This is a genomic window from Adlercreutzia muris (assembly GCF_008831045.1).
GTDB classification, from domain to species: domain Bacteria; phylum Actinomycetota; class Coriobacteriia; order Coriobacteriales; family Eggerthellaceae; genus Adlercreutzia; species Adlercreutzia muris.
Window position 1 is genome coordinate 65,685 of sequence record NZ_WAJS01000014.1, and the last position, 13,691, is coordinate 79,375.

The 13,691-nt window shown below is 66.1% G+C and carries 16 protein-coding genes; 15 read left to right on the forward strand and 1 reads right to left on the reverse strand.

Going from position 1 to position 13,691, the window contains the following annotated elements; all coding sequences use genetic code 11:
• The first annotated feature begins 200 nt into the window (after nt 1–200).
• The 15 genes from F8D48_RS12130 to F8D48_RS05795 all read left to right on the forward strand — a co-directional run bounded on the left by F8D48_RS12130 (nt 201) and on the right by F8D48_RS05795 (nt 12,528).
• Complete coding sequence (locus tag F8D48_RS12130; RefSeq protein ID WP_016310353.1) at nt 201–326, forward strand: hypothetical protein; 126 nt, start codon at nt 201–203, stop codon at nt 324–326.
• A 72-nt stretch (nt 327–398) separates the two neighbouring features.
• Nucleotides 399–1,616 (forward strand): Na+-transporting malonate decarboxylase, carboxybiotin decarboxylase subunit, encoded by a 1,218-nt coding sequence (madB, locus tag F8D48_RS05730; RefSeq protein WP_016310354.1) that lies wholly within the window; start codon nt 399–401, stop codon nt 1,614–1,616.
• 79 nt (nt 1,617–1,695) lie between these two features.
• Nucleotides 1,696–2,172: a HutP family protein gene (locus tag F8D48_RS05735; RefSeq protein WP_016310355.1), complete on the forward strand. Its 477-nt coding sequence runs from the start codon at nt 1,696–1,698 to the stop codon at nt 2,170–2,172.
• 34 nt (nt 2,173–2,206) lie between these two features.
• A complete protein-coding gene (mdcA, locus tag F8D48_RS05740) occupies nt 2,207–3,874 on the forward strand; it encodes a malonate decarboxylase subunit alpha (protein ID WP_151430385.1) in 1,668 nt (555 codons plus the stop codon).
• Nucleotides 3,875–3,916: 42 nt separating this feature from the next.
• Nucleotides 3,917–4,240 carry a malonate decarboxylase acyl carrier protein gene (mdcC, locus tag F8D48_RS05745; protein WP_016310357.1) on the forward strand — a complete coding sequence of 108 codons (324 nt, stop codon included), beginning with the start codon at nt 3,917–3,919 and terminating at the stop codon, nt 4,238–4,240.
• Nucleotides 4,241–5,191, forward strand: coding sequence for a biotin-independent malonate decarboxylase subunit beta (locus tag F8D48_RS05750; protein WP_151430387.1), 951 nt, complete (start codon nt 4,241–4,243; stop codon nt 5,189–5,191).
• Between the two features lie 12 nt (nt 5,192–5,203).
• Entirely contained in the window at nt 5,204–6,082 is an 879-nt protein-coding gene (gene mdcE, locus F8D48_RS05755) for a biotin-independent malonate decarboxylase subunit gamma (protein WP_151430389.1), read from the forward strand.
• Nucleotides 6,083–6,090: 8 nt separating this feature from the next.
• Nucleotides 6,091–7,188 (forward strand): phenylacetate--CoA ligase family protein, encoded by a 1,098-nt coding sequence (locus F8D48_RS05760; RefSeq protein WP_151430391.1) that lies wholly within the window; start codon nt 6,091–6,093, stop codon nt 7,186–7,188.
• A gap of 3 nt (nt 7,189–7,191) precedes the next feature.
• Nucleotides 7,192–7,896, forward strand: coding sequence for a malonate decarboxylase holo-[acyl-carrier-protein] synthase (gene mdcG / locus F8D48_RS05765; RefSeq protein ID WP_151430393.1), 705 nt, complete (start codon nt 7,192–7,194; stop codon nt 7,894–7,896).
• Nucleotides 7,897–7,911: 15 nt separating this feature from the next.
• Nucleotides 7,912–8,121, forward strand: coding sequence for an acyl-CoA carboxylase biotin carboxyl carrier protein subunit (locus F8D48_RS05770; protein WP_016310362.1), 210 nt, complete (start codon nt 7,912–7,914; stop codon nt 8,119–8,121).
• Between the two features lie 73 nt (nt 8,122–8,194).
• Complete coding sequence (gene madL / locus F8D48_RS05775; protein WP_151430395.1) at nt 8,195–8,584, forward strand: malonate transporter subunit MadL; 390 nt, start codon at nt 8,195–8,197, stop codon at nt 8,582–8,584.
• Between the two features lie 10 nt (nt 8,585–8,594).
• On the forward strand, nt 8,595–9,359 hold the full coding sequence (madM, locus tag F8D48_RS05780) for a malonate transporter subunit MadM (RefSeq protein ID WP_016310364.1): 765 nt from the start codon (nt 8,595–8,597) through the stop codon (nt 9,357–9,359).
• A gap of 106 nt (nt 9,360–9,465) precedes the next feature.
• The gene (locus tag F8D48_RS05785; protein WP_151430397.1) at nt 9,466–10,419 is read left to right on the forward strand and encodes a triphosphoribosyl-dephospho-CoA synthase; all 954 of its coding nucleotides are present in this window, start codon (nt 9,466–9,468) and stop codon (nt 10,417–10,419) included.
• 21 nt (nt 10,420–10,440) lie between these two features.
• A complete protein-coding gene (locus F8D48_RS05790) occupies nt 10,441–11,352 on the forward strand; it encodes a biotin--[acetyl-CoA-carboxylase] ligase (RefSeq protein ID WP_151430398.1) in 912 nt (303 codons plus the stop codon).
• Nucleotides 11,353–11,619: 267 nt separating this feature from the next.
• A complete protein-coding gene (locus tag F8D48_RS05795; protein ID WP_151430400.1) occupies nt 11,620–12,528 on the forward strand; it encodes a hypothetical protein in 909 nt (302 codons plus the stop codon).
• Between the two features lie 61 nt (nt 12,529–12,589).
• Here the strand turns inward: F8D48_RS05795 and F8D48_RS05800 are convergent, their stop codons facing one another.
• Nucleotides 12,590–13,429, reverse strand: coding sequence for a deoxyribonuclease IV (locus tag F8D48_RS05800; protein ID WP_016310368.1), 840 nt, complete (start codon nt 13,427–13,429; stop codon nt 12,590–12,592).
• Between the last annotated feature and the right edge of the window lie 262 nt (nt 13,430–13,691).

Here is a 13,691-nt window from a genome sequence, read left to right on the forward strand (position 1 = left end):
AATTGGTGTTGACGTTTCGGTGCCAAGTCCGTATGATGGCAGCAACAGCTAGATTTCCCGCGAACCGAGCGTGGGGAAAGGGAAGTCTCAAAATATGCAGAGCGTCCTCGGACGTCGCATCATAAGGTTATGAGAAGCAGAGTATTTGAGCGAAAGCCGGATGCTCTGCTTTTTTGTTGCCTTAAGGAGGTGAGACGAGGATGGATGTCAACTTGTATGCGCTTCTCACGTATGCGCTGACGGCGGCGATCTCCCTTTTGGTCATCGCAGTCATCGTGGTCATCAACAAGCTGATGAACCGCAGCAAATCCAAAGATTCCGAGTAAACCGAGTATCTGATTTGCCCCTGGGCGCCCTTGCGCCCGCTCCTCTGATCTCCGAAAGGAAAACGAACTAAGATGGATGTTTTAGCTCAGATTTTCCCCGGCATCGCCACCCTGTTCATGACCGATCCCGTTTTGGGCGCCGTGCGCGTGGGGCTGACGATCCTGGGCTTCGTTTTGGCCTACTTCGGCTTCAAGGGCAAGCTTGAGCCGCTGATCATGGTTCCCATGGGCCTTGGCATGATCGCCGTGAACTGCGGCGTGCTGTTCTTGGACGGCGGTACCACGGGCACCCTGATCATCGACCCGCTCGTCAGCGAGACCGATGATCTCATGACGGCCATCCAGGTGAACTTCCTGCAGCCGATCTACAACTTCATGTTCTCCAACAACCTCATCGCGTGCTTGGTGTTCATGGGCATCGGCGCTCGCAGCGAGATCAGCTTCCTGCTGGCCCGCCCCTGGACCTGCATCATCATCGCCATCTTCGCCGAGCTGGGCACCTTTGTCACCCTGGCTCTGGGCGTCGACTTCTTCGGCCTCGATCCGGCCAGCGCCGCCTCGGTGGCCATCATCGGCGGCGCCGACGGTCCCATGGTGCTGTTCGGCACCCTCATGATGAAGCCGGAGCTGTTCGTGTCCGTCTCCATCATCGCCTACCTGTACCTGTCCCTCACCTACGCGGGTTATCCCTACATCATCAAGGCCATGGTGCCCAAGAAGTACCGCGGCATCGACATCGAGTTCGATATGCCCCAGGTGTCCCAGAAGGCGAAGTTTGTCTTCATCGTGGTGGTCTGCCTGCTGCTGTGCCTGCTGCTGCCCGTGGCCGCACCGCTCATGCTGTCCTTCTTCCTCGGCATGGCCGTGAAGGAAGCGAAGATCATGCCTTACCAGGAGCTGCTCGAGGGCGGTATCACGAGCTTCTCTTCCCTGTTCTTGGGTCTGGTGCTCGGCTGCCTCTGCGAGGCGAGCACTATCCTGAATCCCACCGTGGGCATCATCCTCGTCCTCGGCATCCTGGCCCTGGCCATCTCGGCCGTGGGCGGCATCGCCGGCGGCTGGGTCATGTACTTCGTGGGCAAGAAGACCGGTAAGTCCTTCAACCCCGCGGTCGGCATCGCCGGCATCTCCTGCATGCCCACGACGACCAAGCTCGCCCAGCATGCAGTGGAAGAGGAGAACCCCTTCGCCATCGTCATCCCCATTGCCATGGGCTGCAACATCTCCGGCGTTATCGTGTCGGCCATCGCCGCCGGCGTCTTCGTCGCCACCATCGGACTGGTCCTCTAGTCCAGCGTTTCAATCGCGAACCATTCGATGAGCGGGCCGCCTCTCACCGAGGCGGCCCCCGAGAGGGCGGTGGGATCTCATGGATGCTATCGACTACGAACGGCTTCAAATCAAGGGTATCGGCCCCCAGGGCCTGGGGCGCCGGGCGCTCCAGCTGTCCATGACCGAGACCAAGTCCGAGGAGGACGCCCTCAAGCGGCAGTTCCTTCGCGAGGGCATTGTGGCTGTGGCCACCGAGGTGGGCGGCACGAGCGATACCGACTTCCAGACCAAGGCCGCCCGCGCTGTCATCGGGGCGGCGCTCAACTCCGGTCTGGTGGAGAAGGAGGGTCGCTCCATCCACGCCCTCATGCATGCGACCGAGGAGGCCAAGCGCGGCGTTCTCGTGAACACGGCGTCGTCGGCGAGCCTCGCCATGAAGATCGCCATCGTGCGCAATAAGGGATGGGTGGCCGTGGCCTTCTACGGCGAATCGTCCCTCCATGTGTTCTCGTGCCACGAACGGGTGGGCCTGGGCGTCATGCACCTGCCCGATCTGGACCGCATTGAAAAGTAAGGCAAGCAGGTATCAGGAAAGGAAAGGAGAAGGAATGACGACGGAACCGAAGATCTGGAACACGCTCCAGCGGGACTACCGTGAGCGCATCGAGGCCGCCCGTCCCTATGTGATGGACGGGAAGGTGGTCGAGGCGGGAGATGCGGTGAAGCTGCTCGAGGCCGTGATCCGCCCCGGCGACAAGGTTAACATCGAGGGCGACAACCAGAAGCAGGCCGACTTCTTGGCCCAGTGCCTCTGCGAGGTGGACACCGAGAAGGTGCACGATCTGCACATGGTGCAGTCGGTGCTCTCCATCCCGGCCCATCTGGACGTCTTCGATAAGGGCATCGCCAAGAAGGTGGACTTCTCGTTCTCGGGGCCCCAGGCGGGCCGCTTGGCCGAGTACGTGCGCGACGGCAAGATCGAACTGGGAGCCATCCACACCTATCTGGAGCTCTACGGCCGCTACTTCGTGGACCTCACGCCGCGCGTGGCGCTGTGCGTGGGCGTGTCCGCCGACAAGGACGGCAACATCTACACCGGCTTCAACACCGAGGACACCGCGGTCATCGCCGAGGCGGTGAAGTTCCACCAGGGCATCGTCATCGTGCAGGTGAACGAGCTGGTGGACGAGGTGCCCCGCGTGGACATTCCCGGCGACTGGGTGGACTTCGTCATCCAGGCGCCGCGCCCCTTCTACATCGAGCCCCTGTTCACCCGTGACCCGGCCCTCATCACCGACTCGCAGATCCTGCGCGCCATGATGGTCATCAAGGGCATCTACGGCGAGTACGGCATCCAGCGCTTGAACCACGGCATCGGCTTCGATACCGCCGCCATCGAGCTTCTGCTGCCCACCTATGGCGAGGAGCTGGGGCTCAAGGGCAAGATCTGCTCCTACTTCGTGACCAATCCCCATCCCACCCTCATCCCGGCCATCGAGTCCGGTTGGGTGAAGACCATGTACTGCTTCGGCGGCGAGGCGGGCATGGCCGACTACGTCCAGGCGCGCCCCGACGTGTTCTTCATCGGCCCTGACGGCACCATGCGCTCGAACCGCGACTACGCCCAGACCGCGGGCCACTACGCCCTGGACATGTTCATCGGCGGCACGCTGCAGATCGACAAGTACGGTAATTCCTCCACGGCCACGGCCAGTCGCATCGCCGGTTTCGGCGGCGCTCCCAACATGGGCTGCGATGCCAAGGGCCGACGCCACTCCACGCCGGGCTGGATGAAGTGCGGCGAGGAGTACGGCATGCACGACGAGCTGGTTGGCGACCTTCCCCGCGGCAAGCGGCTCGTCGTGCAACTCCAGGAGACCTTCCGGGAGAAGATGGCCCCGGGCTTCGTGGACAAGCTGGACGCTGTGGCCTTGGCCGAGAACGCCGGGCTCGATCTGCCCCCGGTCATGATCTACTCCGACGATCTCACCCACATCGTCACTGAGGAGGGCATCGCCTACCTGCACAAGTGCACCTCCATGGCCGACCGCATGGCCGCCATCCGCGCCGTGGCCGGCTTCACTGAAGTGGGCATGGCCGAGGATCCGGACGAGACCGCGGCCCTCAAGGAGCGCGGCATCTTCAAGACCCCGGCCGATCTGGGCATCGACGTGCGCCGCGCCAACCGAGACCTTTTGGCCGCTAAGTCCGTGAAGGACTTGGTGAACTGGTCCGGCGGCCTGTACAACCCGCCCGCGAAGTTCCGCAACTGGTAGTTCGACCCAATCGGTCCGAAGAGAAAGCAAGGAGGTTACCCGATGGCATTGAGGGAGCTCAATTTCACGTTCACTCCCGAAGACCCGCGTCCGTTCCCGGTGGGCTGGTCCCACCGAGGCGTCGTCGGCTCCGGCGATATGGAGGTCATGTTCGAGCAGCGCGATCTGGGCGGCGACGTGCAGATCAAGGTGTGCACCCCGGTGGTCGGCTTCGACGAGGTGTGGGAGCGCGTGCTCGACCGCTTCGTGCGCGAGAGCCAGGTCAGTGACGCCGTTATCGAGATCAACGACAACAACGCAACCCCGGTCGTGGTGTCCATGCGCATGCGCCAGGCCATTGAAGAGGCAAGGAAGGAGGCAGAGTAAATGATCGACTGGAAGGAACTGGAGGCCAAGAGCTTCTACGGCGCCTCGGCTCGCGAGCGCGCCCGCGGCATCGTCGACGAGGGCACGTTCACCGAGCTTGCCGGACCTGCCGACCGTATGAGCAGCCCGCATCTGCCCGTGCTCGGCGAGGCCGTGGAATGGGACGACGGCTGCGTGACCGGCGTCGGCCTCATCGGCAAGCACCCGGTGTTCGTCATCTCCCAGGAGGGCCGCTTCATCGGCGGCGCGGTGGGCGAGGTCCACGGGGCCAAGATGGTGGGCACCTTCGTGCTGGCCCGTCAGATGTACGAGCGCATCAAGGAGGAGTATCCCGACGAGCTGGCCGAGCGCCTGCCCGCCGTGGTCATCTCCTTCGAGACCGGCGGCGTGCGCCTGCACGAGGCCAACGCCGGCCTTCTGGCCCATGCCGAGGTCATGGACCAGATTCAGGAGACCAAGGGCAAGTTCCCCGTCATCTCGCTCATCGGCTCGAAGGTGGGCTGCTTCGGCGGTATGGGCTTCGTGGCCGCCGCCACCGATGTCATCGTCATGAGCGATCTGGGCCGCCTGGGCCTGACGGGCCCCGAGGTCATCGAGCAGGAGATGGGCAAGGACGAGTTCGACTCCGCCGATCGCTCCCTTGTGTACCGCACCACCGGCGGCAAGCACAAGTACATCATGCGCGACGCGAACTACCTGGTGGAGGACACCCTGGGTGACTTCCACGATCAGCTGGCCGCCATCATGGAAGCTCCCTACGACGAGATCGTGAAGTGCCGCCGCATCGGCAGCAAGGAGCTCGTGGACGAGCAGCTGGCCCTAGCCGAGCTGTCCGTGGAGATGGCGCCGAAGGACGCGCGCGACGTGTGGGCCTACTTCGGCAACGAGGACGTCGAGCAGATTCCCGAGATGACCACGGCGGAGTTCCTCGCTGTGGCCCAGCGTCGATAAGGAGGCAGATCAATGACTGTTGAGGTAATGATCGGACGGGGCCGCGATGCCATTGACATGGTGGTCGACCCCGGCAGCTTCCACGAGAATTCGGTGGGAGACGTCGCCTTCCCCGAGGATCTCGGCCCGGGGGCCGTGGTGGGCGAGGCGGCCATCGACGGCCGCGACGTGGTGGTCATCGCCAACGACGCCCAGGCGTTCAATGACAAGTTCCCCGTGGTGTATTTCGGCGTCATCGGCCTGGAAGAGGCCTACAAGATGGCGAAGGTGGTCTACACCACCATCAAGCAGGACGCCGACAAGCCCGTGGGCGAGAAGCGCCCGCTCGTGCTCATCGTGGACACCCCCGGCAACGGCCCCGGCAAGATCGAGGAGATCTTCGGCATGAACAAGGCCACCGGCTCCTATCAGCTGGCCTTGGCCGAGGCGCGCAAGAGCGGGCATCCCGTGATCGCGCTCGTCATCGGCCGCGCCATCTCCGGTGCCTTCCTCTGCCACGGTCTGCAGGCCGACCATATTCTGTCCCTGTCCCCTGAGTTCGGCACCATGATCCACGTCATGCCCATCACCTCCATCTCCCGCATCACGAAGATGGACATCGAGCGGTTGGAGGAGCTGTCTAAGGAGAACCCGGTCTTCGCGGCCGGCCCCCAGTTCTTCTACCACCTGGGCGGCGTGGACGAGCTGGTGGAGAACGTCGAGGACATGCGCCCGGCGGTGGCCCGCCACATCCAGGAGGTGGAGGCCGCGAAGCTGGCCGGCGATGGCGACGCTACCGGTCCTATGGGCCACGGCGCCCTCGGCGAGGAGCGCGGTGGCCGCATGATGCGCCGCAGGGTCATCGACCGCATGGAGGAAGAGTTTGCCTCCGTGGCCGGCCAGTACCTCTAGGCACTCCCATGGACGTAGCACAGCAGGCTGTCGACGAGCTGGCGTACCTGGCCGAGGAGTTTTCCACAGCCCCCGCGTTGGACGAGATGGAGCGGCGCACCTTGGCCGACAAGGCCACGGCCGGCCCGACGAGCGCCCATGTGATCGAGGAGGTGCACACGCCCCTGAACTTCGCCTATACGACGTTCACCACGGGCAGCACCGCCTTCCAGAACATCGTGGGTGTGACCTGGTCCGAGCTGCCCGAGCGCGAAAGATCTGGGGCGCGGGCCCTCAGCCGGGCCGGGGCGCGGCCCGATGACACGGTGCTGCTGTGCTACGCGCCGCTGGGCAACGTGTTTTCCCGCGGGGCCTTCGAGCGGGCGCAGGTCAGGCCGGTGTTCCTCAGCCGGTCCTCGCGCGACGCGTTCCTCGTGGCCTTGTGCCGCGAGCGGCCCCGGGTGGTCGTGGGGGAGTCCAGCTTTCTGCGCGCCTCGCTGGAAGATGCCAAGAAGCTGGGCGTGTGGGATGCGGTTCCGGAGGGGGTGCACCTGCTGTGCGCGGGCACGCCGCTCGATCTGGAGCTCTTGCCCATCGCCGAGGAGAAGGGCGCGGTCGTGCACGACCTGTACGGCTGCCAGGAGTTCGGCTGGCTCGTGATGGATGGAGCGCCTCTGCGCGACGACCTCACCCTGGTGGCCGACCCCCAGCGGGAAGGCTGGGCCATGTTGGCAGCGGGAGGGCTGCCGACCGGCGACAGCTTTCCCGTGGGCGGGACCGGGCACGTGCTGAACCCCGCCGGCATCATCCACACCTATTCCCGTAAGCGCACGACGCCGGAGCTGGAGGTGGTGGTGCAGGCTTGCACCGCACAATCGGCTCTGACCCTCGAGCGGGCATGCCGGTCCATCCTGCGGATCAAGGGCCGCATCGTGCGCATGGCGCCCGACGTGGTCGTCGGCGCTCCGGCCAACGAGCTCGCCCTCATGAGCGCGTGGCCCGAGAACCGCATGGTGGCCGTCATCGACGACCCGGAGAAGACGGTGCTGTTCGCGCGCCTTCTGGAAGCGCAGGAGCGCTACCAGGCCACGTCGAAGAGCGATCCGCTCTGGACGAAGGGGCGCTGAGCGGTGCGCGGGCGCTTCCACCGCCACGACCTGGTGACCATCGTGCCGGCGGCTCGCCGGTCGCTGGCGGTGGAAGTGCTCGGCGACCCGTCGTGGTGGCCCGCCGACGAGGTGGAGCAGCTGCGATGCGGGGTGGTGGACGGGGTGCCGCTGCCGGGAATCGTCTCCCGGCAGGAGGACGGTCGCCCCGGCTTGGCGGTGGGGTTCGCAACGCCCTTCTGCCAGGAGGGAAACCGGTTGCGCGGGCGCGCCGTCGTGCCGCCCGCGGCCGTCTCCCTCATTCGCGATCCCTACCAGGTGATCGCGCACAAGCGCTGCACGGTCGTTCCCGATCTGCCGGTTTTCGGCGTTCTGGACGAGGCGTGGGCGCTGGCCGCCGCGGCCGGGCTGCCCTGCGGGGTCTTCGGATCCGTCGCGCTGCAGCTGGCAAGCGGCCTGCCCTTCTGCCACGAGGGCTCGGATCTGGACCTTGTGGTGAAGATGGGGGCGCTCGACGGCGTCGAGCGCTTCTACGGCGCGGTGGTCGACCTCGCGCAGAAAAGCGGCGTTGCCATCGATGTGGAGCTGGAGCTTCCCGATGGCGCGGGCATCAAGCTCGCCGAGCTTTTCGACGGGGGAGCCACCGTGCTCGCCAAGGGATTCACTGGCGTGCGCCTTATGGACAAAGACGAGGTGCGCGCCATGGATCATAGATATTCGCTCTGCTAAGAGAAGGAGAAAGAAATGGATGTCAAGTCTCGTGTGCCCGGCAAGATGGTCGAGGTGAAGGTTGCCGTGGGCGACACCGTGGCGACCAAGGACGTGCTCGGCGTCATGGAGGCGATGAAGATGAACCAGAACATCGCCTGCCCCTGCGACGGCGTGGTGAAGGAGATCAACTTCGCCGCCGGCGATCGCGTCGACGCCGGTGCCGTGATGTTCGTCATCGAGTAACTGAGAAAACGAAGGCGGCTGCGGAAAGGGGTTTTCGCCGCAGCCGCCCCACCTGACATGTAAGGGGCAATTCATGGTTATTTACGGATTAGCCTTGCTTTCGGGATGCTTCTTCGGCGGCATGCTGCTCGGAGACATCCTGGGCATGATCACCGGCGTTGGATCCAACGTCGGCGGCGTGGGTTTCGCCATGTTGGCGCTGATCCTCGTCTCGAGCAAGCTCTTGAAGGAGAACAAGCTGTCCACCAAGGCCCAGGACGGCATTATGTTCTGGAGCGCGATGTACATCCCCATCGTGGTGGCAATGACGGCCTGCCAGGACGTCGCTGCGGCCATCATGGGCGGCGGCGTGCTCACCATCATGTGCGGCATCGTGTGCACCATCGTGCCGCTGCTGCTCATTCCGGTTATCTCGAAGTTGGGCGCGCCTTCCGAGCCGCTGCCCCCGCTGAGCAAGGAATAAGGGGGTCGTCATGGAACTGATCGAAATGATCACCAACATCATGACCAAAAACGGCCTGGTCATGTCGTTTCTCGTCGTGGGCGCCGTCATGGCCGTCGCGAATCTGCTCGGCAAGGCCACCCGGGGCCGTATCGCCGGCTCGGCCATCGCCATCGTCTTCGGCCTGATCCTCGCCCTCATCGGCGGTCTGGCCACCGGCGGCGAGAAGGGCCTGTCGGACGTGGCCATGTTCAGCGGCCTGGCGGTGATGGGCGGCGGCATGCTGCGCGACTTCTCCATTGTGTCCACGGCCTTCGGCGCCAGCCTCGATGAGATCAAGAAGGCCGGCCTGCCTGGCATTCTCGCCCTGTTCATCGGCGTCATCCTGGCGTTTATCATCGGCGCTATCTTCGCCTTTGCCTTCGGCTACACCAGCGCGGCCGACATGGCCACCATCGGCGCCGGCGCCGTGACCTTCATCGTGGGCCCGGTCACCGGTGCTGCGGTGGGCGCCTCCTCCGAGGTCGTGGCCATCTCCATCGCCATCGGCGTGCTGAAGTCCATCGTGGTCATGATCGCCACGCCCATGCTGGCCAAGCCGCTCGGCCTGAACAACCCGAAGTCCGCCATGATCTTCGGCGGCCTCATGGGCACCACCTCCGGCGTGGCCGCCGGCCTGGCCGCCACCGACGAGCGCCTGGTTCCCTACGGCGCCATGACCGCCACGTTCTACACCGGCACGGGCTGCCTGCTGTGCCCGTCGGTGCTGTATCTGGCGCTCACGATGTTCTTCTAGCGGCGCTGATCGCGCTGCGGAGCCCCGGACGGGGCGCGGGCGCGGTGTGGTGGCGCCTCAGGCCGCCGAGGCCCTCTGGCAGGGGCCGACGGAGCGGTTGGGGGCGATGGGCCGGTTCTCTGGCAGGAACCGCGCAACGGTCGCCCAAGAAAGTAACGGCATAGGATTATGCGCGGGGGAGAAGGAATTGAACGACGTGCGCTGGGCTTTGGCTGAGCCGGTGGTAAACGGTCTGTTGCTCGAAGTGGCAACGGCAGGCAAACCGGGACTGGTTTGCCCTGGCAGTACCGGAAGCCACGACGATATGAGCATTCTCACGTTCATGTGCGGGTCGGCGTCCCTTCTCCCTTACTTTCTGGAGTTTATCGAACGGGGGCTCTCTTTTGAAGGAGAGCCTGCCGAGTTGTTCCACCAGGCGCGGTTTCGGGGCATCTCGGCCGAGCGCCGCCTTCTGGAGGCAACCGGGGGCGTGAATACGCAAAGGGGGGCGCTGTTCGCCCTCGGTATGCTGGCGGCCTTCGCCGGCCAGGTGCATCGCCTTCACGGAGAAGTGCGGTGCCCGTCCCTCTTTGCCTATGCGCGCGCGGCCACCGCCGGCCTCGTGGAGCGGGAGCTGGCGGGGACGACTGAGCCGGTCACGGCCGGAGAGAAGCTGTATAAGCGCTACGGGGCCACGGGCATCCGTGGCGAGGTGGAGGCTGGCTTCCCCTCGGTGGCCGAGGCGGGCTTGCCGGCCCTGCGCGAGGCCTTTGGGCGCGGGAGTACCCTCTCGGAGGCCCTGACCCACAGCCTGGTGGCCCTCATGGCCGTAGTGGACGACACCACGGTGCTCTGGCGCGGCGACGATCGGCTCTTGGTCGAGGTGCAGAACCGCGCCGCCGCCGTGCTGGAAGCAGGCTCGGTGTTCACCGAGGCAGGACGGGCGGCCTACGGGCGCCTGGGTGCCTTCTGCGCCGCCTATCGTTTGAGCCCTGGGGGCAGCGCCGACCTGCTGTCGGCCACCATCGCCTGCTACCTGTGGGAAGAGGGGGCCTTCCCCGCCGATATTAGCCGTCGCTAGGGCGGTGGAAGGGAGCTTGCCGTGATATCCTGTCAGGCCATTGCTGCCGAGCTGCGCCTCGGTCACCCCTGGGCCATTCGCAGCTTCGATGAAGTGGGCTCCACTATGACTGAGATTAGTCGGGCCGCCGAGGAAGGTGCGCCCCCCTTCACGGTGGCCGTGGCCGAGAGCCAGACCGCGGGCACCGGCCGCCACGACCGCCCCTGGGCATCGGCGGCGGGGGACGGCCTGTGGATGACGGCCCTGCTGCGACCCTCCCTTCCTGCGGATCGGGCACCCTGGTTCACCCTGGGCGCTGCGGTGGCCGTGGCCGACGGCCTGCTCTCCCTCGGGTTCCCCGTGGGCATCAAATGGCCCAACGACGTGCTCGTGGCCGACGGCCCCCTCTTTCGCCGCAAGCTGTGCGGCATTCGGGCCGAGATGGCCGTGGCCGAAGACGGGAGCCTGGCCTGGGTGAGCATCGGTATCGGTCTCAACGTGCACCAGGCCGCCTTCGAGGGGGAGCTGGCTTCGGTGGCTGCCAGCCTGCGCATGGTGGCGGCCGCGGGGGGCGTGGAGGGGGCTGGCGATTGCGCGGCCTCGGGCGAGCATTCGGGCGCGGCTTTCGGCAACGTGGCGACGGCTGGCAGGTGTGGCGCAGCGGGAGCAGGCGGTGCGGCGGGAGAGCCCTCGCGGGCCCAGTGCGCCGGAGCCATTTTGAACCGTTTGGAACGGGTGGATCGCTCCTTTGCCGAAGAGGGCTTCGGCCCGGTGCGGAGCCGCTGGCTTGATCTGGCCCTCGGCCTGAACCGAGAGGCCACGGTGCGTGACATCGAGGGCGAGCAGACCGGTATCGTGCGCGGCATGGACGAGGAAGGGCACCTGCTGCTGGAGCGGCCCGGCGACGACGCCCCTTTCCCCATTGTGGCGGGAGATCTCGTCTTCGCCGTGTAGGGCGGCGGTTTTGCAGCCCGATCCCGCGCAGGGGCGCGGCGGCTCCCTTTCCTTGGTGCGGAATGGTGCCGTCGGGGTAGTGCGGTCAGAGGTTCGCGGGGCTGGGAATGCGGCCGGCGCGTCCCGGCCTTGTTGACGCTCGTTCGAGCTTTTCGATCTTTCACCCTTTTGGCCGATGGGCTGTGCGTTTTTGTATCGACATTCGTTCCCGCGTCGTTTATCATCCAAATAGCTGATGATATGCCCGCTGCGGGAGGGGTTGTTCCTGTGTTTGAATTCTTGTCTTCGCCATTCGGTTTGGTAGCCGTGGGCCTCGGTGTCCTGGCGGTGGCCGTCTTGGCCCTGTGCCTGTGGATCACCACCCTCGACCGCCGTATGCGCGGCATGGCCGATGGTCTGGAGGCGGAGCGACGCAAGGTGGCCGAAATGCAGATGGTCATCGGCCGCCGCAATAACGCGGCCCGCAGCTATGGGCGCGGCGGCCGCCCTGCCCCGGCGGCTGCTCCGGCCCCGACGGCTGCCCCGGTGCCCAACGGCGCCCCCGCGGCCATGGCCCAGGCCGCTCCGGTTCCGAGCGGTGCCACCGCAACGGCGCCCGGCGCCCCCGTGCCCGGCCGCCCGGCTCCCGCACCCCGCGGTGCGGCCGGCCATCCGTCCCAGCCGACCCCCAATCCGCAGCAGACGCCGCAGGGCCGCGGCCCGCAGCCCACGCCGGCTCGCGGCGGTCGTCCCGCCCGGGGCCAGGGCAGCCGGCACCCGCAGATCCCCCGCGGCGCTCAGGCCGCCCCGGCTTCCACGCCCCAGCCGGCCGCTGCCGGGTGGACCCCCACGAGCATCCCCCTGCCCACGGGCCAGGAGGTGGATTCCTGGGTGCAGGGCGGTCCGGCCGATCAGGCCATCGTCATGCCCGGGAGGAAGATGAGCCGCAAGGCCCGCCGCGAGGCCGAGCGCGCCTTCGCCGCTCGGGCTGCTGCCGAGCTGGAGGCCCGTCAGGCCCGCCGCGCCCAGGAGGTTTCGGTGCCCCGGGGCGCCCAGCGCACGGGCAATCCCCGGGCTGTGGCTGCCCGCGGTGTCGAGGCCCGCGGGGCCGTGCGTCCCTACGGCGGGCCGGCCGCTCCGGTGCCGTCGGCTGTGGCCCAAGCCCAGGTTCAGGCCCGCGGCCGCCACGCCCGCTAAGGCCCTCGCCCACCGCAAGGCCCCCGTTCGCCACGGCGAACGGGGGCCTTGCTGTTGCTGCCTACTTGCCCGTATAGGCCGCTCGGAATCGGGCCACGTCGTGCTCGTAGATGACGAGCGTGCTGTCGGGCTCTTCCAGGTAGAAGGGCACCCCGGCCAGCTTCGGATGGTTCACGAGGGCCGCCAGGGCCTCAAACCCGATCGCACCCTCGCCGATGCGGGCGTGGCGATCCACATGGCTGCCGCGCTCGTGGATGGCATCGTTGAGGTGCACGGCCTTCAGCTTGTCCAGACCGACGGTGCGATCGAACTGCCCGAGCACGCCGTCCAGGTCGCCCGCGATGTCGTAGCCCTCGGCCCACACGCCGGCGCAATCGAGGCACACACCCACGTGGTCGGCCAGCTTCACCTGGTCGATGATGGCTGCCAGCTGCTCGAAGGAGGTGCCCACTTGGCTGCCTTCCCCGGCCATGGTGTCCAGCAGCACCAGGGTGGTCTGGCTGGGGGTGATCACCTTGTTCAGGGCATCGGCCACATCGGCCAGCCCCTCTTCCACGGAAATGCCCATGCGGCTGCCCGGGCGCACCAGGTACAGCGGCACTTGCAACTCGGCTAGCTGGGCCAGATCCTCGGCGTAGGTCATGAGGGCGAAATCGCGCTCGCTCATCTGGGCCGCGGCCGGGTCGGTGTCGTAGGGGGCGTAGGCCAGCACGTCGCGCATGCCGTGATCGGCTGCGAAAGCGAGGTATTCCCGCACGTCCTTGGTATCCAGCTCCGCCTGTCGGCTGCCCCGCGGGCTGCGGGTGAAGTACTGGAAGGTGTTCGCGTTGATGGATGCGGCCTCTTTCGCCATTTCCAGATAGCCGCGCCGCTTCGACAAGTGGCAACCGATAGTCAGCATGGGGGTCCTTTCGCGAGTAGATTCTATTTTTGTGGCCAAAAAGCCGCCGAGTGAGCTCGAGATGATGGGAAGATCATAGTTCAGGGGTTGCCGAGGGGCCGAGAGTGGGGAAATTCGTTCAATAATCCGTTGCTTTGTACCCATGGGGGACTCTTGTATGCGGTTCGGCGCGCTCTCAGAGCTCACTCGGCGGCTTTTTGGCCACAAAACGGCGGAGTGCTCCCATTCCTGTGCCCCCCCACACTCTCCACACCCCCGCACC

Bases quoted from the DNA above. Each gene is read 5' to 3' on its own strand.
- F8D48_RS12130 (WP_016310353.1), top strand. From the start codon at position 201: ATGGATGTCAACTTGTATGCGCTTCTCACGTATGCGCTGACGGCGGCG.
- madB (WP_016310354.1), top strand. From the start codon at position 399: ATGGATGTTTTAGCTCAGATTTTCCCCGGCATCGCCACCCTGTTCATG.
- F8D48_RS05735 (WP_016310355.1), top strand. From the start codon at position 1,696: ATGGATGCTATCGACTACGAACGGCTTCAAATCAAGGGTATCGGCCCC.
- mdcA (WP_151430385.1), top strand. From the start codon at position 2,207: ATGACGACGGAACCGAAGATCTGGAACACGCTCCAGCGGGACTACCGT.
- mdcC (WP_016310357.1), top strand. From the start codon at position 3,917: ATGGCATTGAGGGAGCTCAATTTCACGTTCACTCCCGAAGACCCGCGT.
- F8D48_RS05750 (WP_151430387.1), top strand. From the start codon at position 4,241: ATGATCGACTGGAAGGAACTGGAGGCCAAGAGCTTCTACGGCGCCTCG.
- mdcE (WP_151430389.1), top strand. From the start codon at position 5,204: ATGACTGTTGAGGTAATGATCGGACGGGGCCGCGATGCCATTGACATG.
- F8D48_RS05760 (WP_151430391.1), top strand. From the start codon at position 6,091: ATGGACGTAGCACAGCAGGCTGTCGACGAGCTGGCGTACCTGGCCGAG.
- F8D48_RS05770 (WP_016310362.1), top strand. From the start codon at position 7,912: ATGGATGTCAAGTCTCGTGTGCCCGGCAAGATGGTCGAGGTGAAGGTT.
- madL (WP_151430395.1), top strand. From the start codon at position 8,195: ATGGTTATTTACGGATTAGCCTTGCTTTCGGGATGCTTCTTCGGCGGC.
- madM (WP_016310364.1), top strand. From the start codon at position 8,595: ATGGAACTGATCGAAATGATCACCAACATCATGACCAAAAACGGCCTG.
- F8D48_RS05785 (WP_151430397.1), top strand. From the start codon at position 9,466: ATGGGCCGGTTCTCTGGCAGGAACCGCGCAACGGTCGCCCAAGAAAGT.
- F8D48_RS05800 (WP_016310368.1), bottom strand. From the start codon at position 13,429: ATGCTGACTATCGGTTGCCACTTGTCGAAGCGGCGCGGCTATCTGGAA.